Genomic DNA, 11,198 nt, shown 5'->3' with positions numbered 1-11,198 from the left:
GGACGAGGATCCGGATGGTGAGGACCTGCGGGACGAGGATCCGGATGGTGAGGACCTGCGGGACGAGGATCCGGATGGTGAGGACCTGCGGGACGAGGATCCGGATGGTGAGGACCTGCGGGACGAGGGCCCGGAAGGTGAGGACCCGGAAGGGAACGGCTGGTAGCTCGTGCGGAGAAGGGTGCCGGCCCGGTCGGTATTAGACCTCGATGAAGCATGGGGGCTGGTGGCCAACACGTTCCCGGCTGCGGCCAGCCCGGGGCGCACTTCACAGTGCCGGTCTGCCGATCGAGTGGCAAGTCTCTCTTGCTCCGCTTTGACGGACACCGTCGGTGTGGTGGTCAGGCCGCCAGTACGGTCTCCCACTCGGCGGGACTGCGGTAGCCAAGGCTGCTGTGCAGCCTGCGAATGTTGTACCAGGCTTCGATCCACTCGAATATCGCGGTCCGCGCTGCGGCTCGGCTGGGCCAGGGGCGGTCGCCGAGCAACTCTCTTTTGAGTGGCGAAGAAGGACTCGGCGGCGGGGTGCTGCACCAGCAGGCCATCCACGGCCTGGCCCTGGCGCTCCGGCTGATGCCTGGTCAGCTGGAAGCGGTGAACGCCGAGGTCGACCACCGCCGGCACTTGGCCGAGGACCACATCACCGCCGAGTGGAGGCCAGCCGTGATCTGCGCGAGGGTGTTGTGCTTGCGCAGGTGTACCAGTGCGACGAGCCACCGGGGCTATAACAACAAGCTGAGACGCGCGGACGGCATTTGTAGTTCCTGTAACAGGCCGCGATCTCGCGGCTGAACGCGCGCCTGCGATATCTCTCGGCGAGTGACTGTCTGCAAGCCGTGGGCGTCGAATCCATAACGTTCGTCATGGTTCGATCCTTTTCAATTCACGGCCGTGCGGCGGACATCAGCTCCCAGGCCCCGTATCGTCCGTTCGGCTATTTGCTGCATGCCCTGCATGGATCGTCAGATGAGGCCTGTTCATGGCTGCTTTGGCGATTTCTCCGTCAAACTCCCTGGAAGGGGCGAGGATTGATGCTGAAGAACGGTCTGATAGCGACTTCCAGTCGATCGGGGTCCGCTATGCGCGAGAGCGCCCTGCCGCAGGACCGAACCCTGGCTTCGGTGGCATGGCCTGTGGTGGCGACCGCCGGTGCCGCACTGGCCTCCCCCGGGGTGACACGATGACGAAACTCAATTTCACTCAGTTGGTCCAGGAGAAGTCCCTGTGGTGCTGGGCCGCCAGCGGGTTGAGTATCGCTCGATTCCTCGGCAGGGACATGAACGTGAGCCAGTCGGGCTTCATCGGGGCAACTGCGTTGCTGCCTTTGGGCACGCTCGCTGTCCCTAACGAGATCGGATTCCTGAGGGCGGTGCAGCTGAGCTGGAAGAATCTCGGCCTGCTCCCCGGTACCGGTGATGTTGGTCCCCTCGACTTCGATAGCATCAAGGAGGAGATCGATGCAAATCGGCCAATCATCGCGGAGCTGGCCTGGGCCACGGGCGGAGGTCATGACGTCGTCATCTACGGCTACGACGCCGACGAAACCGTCCACTACAGCGACCCGTGGCCGGCGTCCCCGCGCTACCAGTCTCGCTCCTACGATGAATTTGTCTCGAACGAGGAATTTCGCTGGACCGCGTATGTGTACCAGATCGGGCTAGCCTCCGGGGAGGACTCGTGGCAGGGCCGGGGGTTGGGAACGGGGGCGGGGCAGGAGCCCGACTCCGCGCAGGGGTGATGTGGAGTTTGCCCCAGTCGCCCGTGGCCAGGCCGATGGTGGGCCGCCGACCCGGGCCGCAGCCGCCCAGCTGGCCACGACCCATCCGAGCAATCCGTGCCTGGCTCGACCCTTGGCGCGCCCTGCGCCGCTACCGGCAGGCCTGGTCGAACACGTCCCCGTCACCGAACTCCTGGCCATGCTGGCCTCGTTGGCCACCGGCCAGCCCCTTGATCTCTACTCACGGGTTTGCCAAATCACCGGTAACCTGTGAAGCGACTCGTCGCTGCAGCCGCTGAGCTTGAGTCCATGACGTCTGAGTGGTGCTGTCGGAGTGCAGCGTTGCCTGAAGTAGCTGGCTGCCGCCGAGAGAATCAGGCTCCCGTGCTGTCAGGCGCGTGCCCTGGAGAGCAGTCGGTCTGCGTGGATCCGGCTCGCGTATTCCACGAGACCGATCAGAACGTCCTTGCCTGAGCTTCGTAGCCGCGCGTCGCACTGCATGACGGGTATGCCGGCGTCCAGGTCGAGTGCCCGTGCGACGTCGCCCAACTGGAAGTCACGGGAGCCGGGGAATCGGTTGACGGCGACCACGAACGGGATGGCCCGGCGCTCGAAGAAGTCCACGGCGGGGAAGCAGCCACTCAGCCGGCGGGTGTCAGCGAGTACCACGGCGCCCAGAGCCCCTTGCGCCAGTTCGTCCCAGAGGAACCAGAAGCGGTCCTGGCCCGGGGTCCCGAAGAGGTAGACCGACAACCCCTGGTGGATGGTGATCCGGCCGAAGTCCATCGCCACGGTCGTGGTGCTCTTCCGCTCCAGGCCGTCCAGGTTGTCGGTCTCTCGGCCGGCTTCGGTGAGTGACTCTTCTGTGTGTAGGGAACGGACCTCGCTGACCGCCCCCACCAATGTGGTTTTGCCGGCGCCGAAGCCGCCGGCCACGAGGACCTTGAGTGCCAGCCCTGGTGAATCGGAGCGAGCCGGGGGGGAGTGAACAGAGCCGGTGTGAGAAGGATCGGAGCGAGAGAACTCAGAGTGCGCGTAGTCCATCGATGACCTCCTGGAGGACGTGCGGGTCAGCAAGGAATGCAGGAGGCGCGGGCTGGGTGACGCGAATCAACGCGGAGTCCAACAGGTCGCCTAGCAGTACTCGGACCACACCGAGCGGCAGGTCCGTGTCGGCGGCCAGCTCGGCTACTGACAGCGGACGCTGTCGGCACAGCGTGAGCAGCAGGTCGTGCTCCGGCCCGACATTCACGGCGGCCGGGTCGGGAACGTCGCTGACCACCAAGGCGACCAGGTCGAGCCCGCTGCGACTGGGTGTGGTTCTCCCCCCGGTCATCGCATAGGGGCGCACGATCGGTCCCGCTGCAGCGTCGGACCGCGGACGCGGCAACTCCCAGGGGGGCATGATCAACCGCCGACCGCGCCGCGAGGTGCCACGTACATGTGCTCACCGACGCGACGGACCAAACGGGCCATCTCATAGGCGATCAGACCCAGGTCGGTGTCGCCGGCCGTGCACACGGCAAGGCAGGTCCCCTGCCCGGAGGCCACGACGAATACGAAACCGTGCTCCAACTCGGCTATGGTCTGCCGGACTTCGCCGGCCCCGAAATGCCTTCCGGCGCCTTTGGCCAGGCTGTGGAAGGCGGACGCGACGGCGGCCAGGTGTTCACCGTCCTCGCGCCGGACTCCGGTGGATGTCGCCATGGCCAGGCCGTCGGAGGAAAGAATCACGGCGAAACGGGCCTGTGGCGCCCGGGAGACCAACTCGTCGAGCAGCCAGCCCAGTTCTCCGGAGTAGTGGGTCGCGGTGGTCATCGGAACTCTCCCTCGCCGTGGATGGGTCGTTGAGTACGCGGACTCCGCTCCGCCTGGCCCGCTTGTCCGTGCGTCCAGCCCTGCTGGTAGGCGGCCATCGCCGCCCGGGCTTGCTCCGGGCTGGGTCCGGCGGCCTGGGGCGGCGCCATCGGGGGCGGCGTGTGGCGCAGCTGAGGTACGAGGTTCGCCTGCCGTACCCGGAGCGGTAGTTCATCACTGCCACCGGGCAGCACTGGCTGCTCATCAGGCATCTCCATCTCCAGTCGTTCACCGGGCATCACTGGCTGTTGGCCGACCGGCCCGGCGAGTGGGTGTAGACGGGCGCGCGGGGTCGGCTGAGCGCTCGTCCGAGTAAGACCCGTGGCCGGACCGGGCGTGCCGACGGTATCGATCACCAGGGCGTCAGGAAGCAGGATCACCGCGGTGATCCCGCCGTACACCGATGGCTTCAGCGCGACCTGGGCTCCCTGTCGGCCGGCCAGTCGACTGACCACGAACAGCCCGAGCCGGTCGTTGTCCAGCAGGTCGGCCTGTTCAGCGGCCTTGATCCGGCGGTTCGCGTCGGCCAGTGCGTCCGGGCCCAGGCCCAACCCGCGGTCCTCGATTTCGACGACGAAACCATTGCCCACCCGCTCGCCGTGGATCAGCACCTTGGTGTGCGGAGGCGAGAAGGCGGTGGCGTTCTCCACGAGTTCGGCCAGCAGATGGATGAGGTCGGCCACCGCAGACCCGGCCACTGCGACAGGTGCCAGCTGGTGCACCTCGACACGCGTGTAGTCCTCCACCTCGCAGACTGCGGCCCGGACCACGTCCACGAGCGGAACGGGCTCGTGCCAGGCCCGGCCGGGCGCCGCGCCGGAGAGGATGATCAGGCCTTCGGCATGGCGTCGCATTCGAGTCGTGAGATGGTCGAGCCGGAACAGGTCCGCGAGTTCGTCAGGGTTCTCGGCACGGCGCTCCATCGCATCCAGCAGCGACAGCTGACGGTTGACCAGCACCTGGGTGCGCCGTGCGAGGTTGACGAACACGCCGGAGACCCCGGAGAGTACCTCTGCCCGCTGGACTGCGGCTGCGACTGCGGCTCGCTCTGCTGCCGCAGTGATGGCGGCCCGCTGGACAATGGCGAGGGCACGGTGCACCTGGCTGATCTCGCCGTCACCTTCCGCCGGCAGCGGGGCCTCCGTCTCCAGGTCGAGCTCCTCGCCGCTGTGCAATCGCCGGATGGTCTCAGGGAGTTTTCGTCTGGCCAGGTCCAGCGCTGAGCTTCGAAGCTCGTTCAGCTCGGTGACCAGACCACGGCCGATCCGCACGGAGACGATCAGCGAGACGACGACCGCGACCAGGCCGAGCGCCGTCGCGGCACCGGAGACGGTGTACGCCCCGAGGGCGGGTGAGCCGGCTTGCCTGATGGAGGCCGAGCCGGCCGTGGTGTGTACCTGCTGGAGCGCCAGGGAGACCGGGCCGGCGACACCGGCCCACTGACCGGCGCCGCCGGCCCTGATGGCCGCTATGCCGTCGGGAGCCGCGGCGATGGCGTCCTCGTGACGCTGCAACTGCTGGTAGCCGGTGCTGTTGATGACGGTGTGCAGGGCCCGCTGATCAGCCGGCCGCAGATCGTTGGCCGAGGCGCTCAAGAACGCCCTTCGGGTATGTACGGCTCGGCCGAAGTCGCGGAGTTGTTGATCGGTCAGCGTGCCGGCCGCCTGGCCGGCGCGCAGGAGCGCATCCTCCCGAGCCAGTTGTTCCTGGCTGCGGGCCAGTTCGAGCAGTACGCGTGAGTTCGAGGTGACTTGGTTGTCCCACGGCGGCGCGACAGCTCCCAGGACGTCGAGGGCATCCTCGACCGCGGAGGTGTACACGCGGTAGCTCTCGGTCCAGTCGACCTGGCCGGTGGCGATCCGGTCCCGCAATCCGGGTAGTGAGGCGATCGCCTGGTCGAGGGTATCGAGCCGGGTGGCGGCGGCTTCGCCGAGGCCTTCGGCGTCGGCGACGTTGTACTGGTGACCGAAGCGGAGTTCCGCTGCCGCGCCGTTGGTGATCGCGGCGGCTGCCCGCAGCCGGTCCTCCGCAGCCGGCCCGGGTGCGGCCAGCAGCTGGCCTGCGATGTCCCGCTCGGTCTGCAGGCCGGTGACGACCGCGTCGATCGGGTCGAGCAGGCGGTTCTGGATGTCCTTCAGCTGGTGGAGCTCCCAGATGCCGCGTGCCGTGCTGACGGTGGCGAAGGCCCAGAGGGTGAGTACGGAGACCACCGAGATCATCAGCAGGGCGAGAATGCGGGCCCGGATGCTGTGCGGGCGTAGCCGTCGCGGCACCGGGCGGGATGGCCCAGGAACGGGTGTGGCGTGACGAACTCCCATGAGATCACCGTCCCTTCGGGTCGAGGGCGGTTTCTCCCGGACCTTCGCCCGCATGCTGGTACGCGGCGCGTTCGGCCGGTGTGGGCGTGAGGGCGACGAACGCGTAGGTGATCAGGAGGAAGGAGCCGAGGCAGACGGAGAGCGGGAGGACGAACTCCATGGGCCCGGCACCGTCGAGACCGGTCCGGACGGGATGCAGGTCGACGTGGGCCGCGGCCATGCCGGTGTAGTGCATGCAGCTGACGGCGAGGCCCATGACCAGGGCGGCGGCGATGATCGAGGTGTTGCTCCGCACCGTCACAGCCGCCCAGAGGCCGGCCGTCGCAGCCAGGATCGCTATCGCCACAGACAGTGCGACGGCCACCGGGGAGTACTTGAAGGTGCCATGGATGCGAATCGCCGCCATGCCGGTGTAGTGCATGGCGGCCACGCCCAGTCCGGTGCCGAGGCCGCCGAGCAGGATCGCGAGGGCTCGCTGCCGGCCGTATCCGACGGCGTACACGCCCGCGCCGACCACCATGATCGCCACCGCCAGGCTCAGCATAGTGAGCGGGACGTCGTAGCGCAGTTCGGTCCCATCCACCGTGAGGCCGAGGATGGCGACAAAGTGCATGGTCCAGATTCCGGTGCCGATCGCGGCAGCCGCGGTGAGCAACCAGTTCCGGCGCCCGGTGCCGGTCGCGGCCAGTGCTCGTACGGTGCAGTGCAGGCCGATTGCTGCACCAGTCGTGGCGATCAAGTATGAGATTATCGGTGTCAGCCAGCCGAAACTGAAGTCGTTCATGGTGCCCATCGGGCTTCTGGTCCTTTCGGCTTGGGTAAGGGCGGCATTGTTCCTCGGCGCGCCTGTGTGGCGGCCAGGGGTGTCGCGACGTCCTCCAGCCACTCGCGTTCCGGGCGGAGGCTGATCAGCGCAAGCAGCCGGGCGGGGCACGGTCGCATCGGCGAGGGGCGGGTGCGGCTGGCATGTTCGCCGTCCGGTGCGCGGCCGGCGGCAACAGCGCCAGCTGGGATGGACCAGCTGCGAGAGTCGACCAGAGAGCCTGGGGCGGCCACGATGACGGCCCACTAGCCTCCCGTCCTCTCCCGTCCTGCAGCTGGCACTCCAGACTGCCGAGGGGAAGCGGTCAATCGGCGTCCCCTGGTCCACGTCCGTCAACCAGCCGTCCGGCAGCGCCGGACGGGCCTGGTAGAAGGCCTCCGGATGTGGAGAGAATGGGGGTAGTGCGGAGGTCAGCCTCAGGCGGCCATCGAACCAGGTCGGATGGAGCAGGTCTGCGGTTCTGCTGTCGGCCCGCGGAGTGGGCTCTTGGTGCGGAAGACGCTGAAGCTGGCCGTTCGGCTGAATCGCTCTCTGTACCCAGTGTCACCGAAAGCACCTGTTTGAGAAGGGCCCGTTGCTCCGTGGTCGATAATTCGGCGAATCCATTTGAAATCTATCGGTCCATGATCACTGAGTAGATCGGGAATGCCGTGGGCCGGGGTCGCTGTGGAATCCAGAGCTGGCGTGGCTCCAGTAATTTCGCATACTGCAGCATCATTCCATCCGATGATAGCCATGTAGCTTTGCGGCGGGGATTCAATCGCCCCGCATGCCGCCATCCTGACGTGCACCTGATCAGCATGTCAACGGATTCGAAGCTGCGGCAGGTAACATTGGTGAGTATCTGAAAGATTTGAAAGACAGTGCGACGGAAGCGTCGCAAGGCACTCGCGCGTGCTCGCCGGGGATGTGCCCTGCCCGCTGGACGTGCGCCAGTCGGTGCCGTCTGCGCTGGTGGCGACGTCCGGGCCCAGGACCTCGTGCCAGCCCTCGTTGTTGACCCCGACGGTGACCAGGCAGTGGACGTTGACGACCCGGATGTCTTCGCGGACATTCCGGGTGAGCGCCTCGACCCGGGCGAGGGCGTAGGGGTCTTGGTCGAGGGAACGGCCTCGGAACTCGGTGATCATCTCGTCCAAGTGCTGCGCTATCTAAGAGACTTGGGACTTCGAGAGCTGGGTAGCGCGTGTTCTCGGCGAGATTCTCCACCCGTCTGGTCGAGACGCCGAGCAGGTGGCAGGTGGCGACCACTGAGATCGGGGCCTGCTCGGCCCGGCTCCGGCGCTCCAGCAGCTGGCTCGGGAAGTGCGAGCCCGAGCGGACCTGCGGGATCGCCAGGTCGATTGTGCCGACGCGGGTGTCCCAGTCCCGATTGCGGTGCCCGTTACGGGAGTTGGCCAGCTCCTCACCCGGGTGGCCGTACTTGCCTGCGGCGGCCCGGTCGACATCCGCGGACACCATCGCCTCCGTGAAGGTCTTCACTATCGCCCGCCCGAGCTGGACGGCTTGGGCATCGGTACGCCCGGTCGGCGCTGGGCGGTGTTCGTCACGGCGGCTGGCCCAATCGGGCCAGCCCGGCCGCAGGGAAAGGCGGCGCATGCCGCAGCCACTGCCTCGACCGCTGGCGCCCAGCCGGTGTCCCGATGGGAGTCGACGAACGGCCGACATGGACGCGCTCGGCCTCGGCTGGGCTGGTACGGAGGTCGGCACGGCACAGCTCACCATCGGCAGCCAGCGTGTCTACTGTTTCGACGGTGACGGCTGTTTCGTCGGCGACGAGTGGTCGAGATGTTCCGCGGCGGCAGGGCGGTCGCCGCCGGCGCCTGAGCGGTCCCTGGAACGGCGGCGGGGGCCGGGGCCGCCTCCGGCACGACCGGATGGAAGGCGGCCCCGGCCCCCGGCACGGGTGGGCATCGACATTGGCGCCCGTGCGGTGGTGCCGGGGCCCATTCGACAACTTCAACAGCTGTTGAAGTCAACCCCGGGACTCTCCGTCCCGGACCTTCCGTCAGGCCCGCGTGGGCGCCAGCCGGCCCGGCATCTGCCAGCCCTCCGCCAGGCGCGAGGGCGCAAGGCGCCGCCCGTTGCCGAAGAACTCGCACAACTTCATGATCAGCGGGTCCCAGCCGACCGGGTCCACGTAGTGGTCGCTGCCGGGCACCAGCAGCCGCTCGTCACGTGCGCGCGCACCGCCTCCACCTCGACGGCGGTGCACCGCTCGTTGCCCGCCAGCGGCGTGGCCGCCGCCAGCCGACACCCCAGCTGCACCGGGCACTGCGCCGCGCGCGGCGCCCGCACCAGCTTCCCGGGCAGCTCGGTCAGCCCCGCCGCCTCGAACTTGCGCGGCTCGTAGCGGTAGTCCTGCTCCCGCCGGTAGTCGGAGACGACCGGATTGCCGGTCAGCAGCGCCAGCCGGTCGACGGCGTCGACCATCGCGGACGAGGGCAGGTTGAGCACGCGCACTCGCCCTCGCGCCGCAGGTTCGCGGACGTCTGCGCGCTGTTGCCCAGCCCCAGCAGGCACGAGTGGCCCAGCCACCACGCGGACGACATCGGCGCCAGGTTCGCGCTGCCGTCCGCGTTTCGGGAGCCGATCAGCACCACGGGGGTGCCGAAGCGAAGAAGTAGAGGACCTTGAGATCGTTGACTGCTCCCCCGCCTGAAGGCGGGGGATTCCGCCTTCGTCTGGGGGATTTCTGACTCGGGCTGCATGGTCGCCCTGCGGACGCCCATGTCTTATGCCCTCAACGTCAGCCGGGTACGAGCCCAGCCCGGATGAGCATCACGTGTGCGGAGTTCTTGTCCCTGGGGGAGGAGACTCCGCATACGGTGCAGGTGTAGGTGCGCATTCCCAGCGGCAGTGCATGCTTGGCTCTCGTCATGCAGTGCGCGCAGTCCATCGTGGTGTGCGCGGGGTGTACCAGGTGCACGGTACGCCCATGCTTGCGGCCCATCTCGATCAGGGCCCGTTTGGTCGCGCCGATGGCGGCGTCTGCGGCTTTCCTGGCCATGGTGGTCTTGGCGAGGAACTTCGGCCGGAAGTCCTCCACCGCGATCTGATCGTGGTCGCGGACCACGGACTTGGCCCACTTGCGGGCGGTGTCGGTCCGCTGGTCGGCGACCTTCCGGTAGGCCTTGGCGCGCTGCTTCTTCGCGTGCTTGTAGCCCTTGGACCCGGGCCGGCCCTTCTTGGGCTTGCGCCGGGCCATCATCCGGTCGTACCTGGCAAGCCTGGCGGCGGCCTTCTTGCCGTGCTGCGGATGGGGGAGGTCGTGCGGGTCGCTGGTGGTGGTCGCGGTCTCCTCGACCCCCCAGTCGATCCCGATCACCTTGCCAGTGGCGGGAAGAGGCGCGGTGGCGGTGGCGACGACGAACGACGCCCACCAGTGCCCTGCCGCGTCCTGGTACACGCGCACCGACGACGGCGCGGACGGCAGGTCGCGCGACCACGCCACCGTCAGCGCGATTCCGCCCGCGAGGCGCAGGCGGCCGTCCCTGAGGCAGAAGCCGCGCCGGGTGTAGTTCAAACTGGGCAGTGCCTCGCGCTTCTTCTTCGGCTTCGGCATCCCCGCCCGGCGGTGCTGCGGCACCTTCGCCTTGATGTCCTTGAGCGCCTTCGCGCGGGACTTCGCGAAATCCCGGATGATCTGCTGCTGCGGAACCGAAGCGCCTTCACGCAGCCATACCATGGCGGCGCGGGCCTGCGTCAGCATCCTGTCCAGCTGCGCCGGACCGCACGTCACCTTCTCCGCGCCATCCGGCAGGGCCTTGTTCGCGGCGGCGGTCTTGCGGGACTGGTGGACGCACTCGTTCCAGATCCAACGGCACCGGCCCCACTCGGCCTCAAGCAGCGCGAGTGCGGTGGACGACACGCGAAGCCGGTAGGTGTACCGGGCGTGCCCGATCTCCTCCGCCGCCGGCTTCAATGTCGCCATGATGTTGCGATCCGTTTCGCGCTCAGACTTCTCGACGGACTCCATCCACGGCCGACCGTACAAGCCGCCACCGACAAGCGGCCCATCAACTCCGAGATCCTGCACCTGCTTGGGCCCGCGCTCAGCACCGTCACTCCCGAGACACGGTCCGCCTTGACGGTGAAACGGCTATCCTTGCCCCAGCTTTCGGCCGGGGTACCCCCATGGCATCCTCCAGTGCTCGCGGTGACCTTGTGCATGCCCCCGACTCTGCCGCCGCCCCGCCGCGCGCGCTGGCGGGGATCGGACACGGCGCTCGGGAGCCGCTAGAAGGCTGATGAAGATCTTGGTGTGATCCGGGCTGCCGCTGTCAGGCGGCAGCCCCGATCTGCCAGGTGGTGCCGTTGTGGGTGAGTCCGAGGTTGATCAGGGTTCGTAGGTTGAGGGCGGCGGCGCGGGTGTGGAGCCAGGTGTTGTTCTTGATGGTGCCGCGGTGTCGTAGGCGTCGGTTGCCGTGGGCGACGAGCCAGGCGACGGCGCGTTCGACGGGTGGGCGCCAACGGCGGTAGA

At 67.9% G+C, this 11,198-nt stretch carries 11 protein-coding genes and 1 pseudogene; 1 reads left to right on the top strand and 11 read right to left on the bottom strand.

What is annotated here, in order from left to right; all coding sequences use genetic code 11:
- Positions 1 to 341: 341 nt before the first annotated feature.
- Positions 342 to 545, bottom strand: a complete 204-nt coding sequence (locus tag ACFVSN_RS44315) for an integrase core domain-containing protein (RefSeq protein WP_387603051.1) — start codon at positions 543 to 545, stop codon at positions 342 to 344.
- A gap of 635 nt (positions 546 to 1,180) precedes the next feature.
- Between ACFVSN_RS44315 and ACFVSN_RS44310 the strand changes: the two genes are divergently transcribed.
- A complete protein-coding gene (locus ACFVSN_RS44310; RefSeq protein ID WP_387603054.1) occupies positions 1,181 to 1,738 on the top strand; it encodes a papain-like cysteine protease family protein in 558 nt (185 codons plus the stop codon).
- 369 nt (positions 1,739 to 2,107) lie between these two features.
- Here ACFVSN_RS44310 and ACFVSN_RS44305 read toward each other — a convergent pair whose 3' ends face one another.
- The 10 genes and pseudogenes from ACFVSN_RS44305 to ACFVSN_RS44260 all read right to left on the bottom strand — a co-directional run.
- Complete coding sequence (locus tag ACFVSN_RS44305; protein WP_387603057.1) at positions 2,108 to 2,761, bottom strand: ATP/GTP-binding protein; 654 nt, start codon at positions 2,759 to 2,761, stop codon at positions 2,108 to 2,110.
- Positions 2,742 to 3,122, bottom strand: a complete 381-nt coding sequence (locus ACFVSN_RS44300) for a DUF742 domain-containing protein (protein ID WP_387603081.1) — start codon at positions 3,120 to 3,122, stop codon at positions 2,742 to 2,744. The genes ACFVSN_RS44305 and ACFVSN_RS44300 overlap by 20 nt, the downstream gene beginning before the upstream one ends.
- Positions 3,123 to 3,124: 2 nt before the next feature.
- Positions 3,125 to 3,535 carry a roadblock/LC7 domain-containing protein gene (locus ACFVSN_RS44295; RefSeq protein WP_387603059.1) on the bottom strand — a complete coding sequence of 137 codons (411 nt, stop codon included), beginning with the start codon at positions 3,533 to 3,535 and terminating at the stop codon, positions 3,125 to 3,127.
- A complete protein-coding gene (locus ACFVSN_RS44290; RefSeq protein ID WP_387603062.1) occupies positions 3,532 to 5,793 on the bottom strand; it encodes a nitrate- and nitrite sensing domain-containing protein in 2,262 nt (753 codons plus the stop codon). Before ACFVSN_RS44290 ends, ACFVSN_RS44295 begins: the two co-directional genes overlap by 4 nt.
- 103 nt (positions 5,794 to 5,896) lie before the next feature.
- Complete coding sequence (locus tag ACFVSN_RS44285; RefSeq protein WP_387603065.1) at positions 5,897 to 6,685, bottom strand: MHYT domain-containing protein; 789 nt, start codon at positions 6,683 to 6,685, stop codon at positions 5,897 to 5,899.
- 833 nt (positions 6,686 to 7,518) lie between these two features.
- Positions 7,519 to 7,854, bottom strand: coding sequence for a transposase (locus tag ACFVSN_RS44280; protein ID WP_387603068.1), 336 nt, complete (start codon positions 7,852 to 7,854; stop codon positions 7,519 to 7,521).
- Between the two features lie 61 nt (positions 7,855 to 7,915).
- Positions 7,916 to 8,314, bottom strand: a pseudogene (locus tag ACFVSN_RS44275) (transposase); the annotation flags it as partial.
- Between the two features lie 513 nt (positions 8,315 to 8,827).
- Entirely contained in the window at positions 8,828 to 9,172 is a 345-nt protein-coding gene (locus tag ACFVSN_RS44270; RefSeq protein ID WP_387603073.1) for a hypothetical protein, read from the bottom strand.
- Between the two features lie 292 nt (positions 9,173 to 9,464).
- A complete protein-coding gene (locus tag ACFVSN_RS44265; protein WP_387603083.1) occupies positions 9,465 to 10,649 on the bottom strand; it encodes an RNA-guided endonuclease InsQ/TnpB family protein in 1,185 nt (394 codons plus the stop codon).
- Positions 10,650 to 10,998: 349 nt separating this feature from the next.
- On the bottom strand, positions 10,999 to 11,198 hold a 200-nt coding region (locus ACFVSN_RS44260; RefSeq protein WP_387603076.1), incomplete at its 5' end, for a transposase.

The organism is Kitasatospora sp. NPDC057904, assembly GCF_042887925.1.
In the GTDB taxonomy this organism is placed as follows: domain Bacteria; phylum Actinomycetota; class Actinomycetes; order Streptomycetales; family Streptomycetaceae; genus Kitasatospora.
This window is presented reverse-complemented; position numbering and strand designations above follow the sequence as displayed.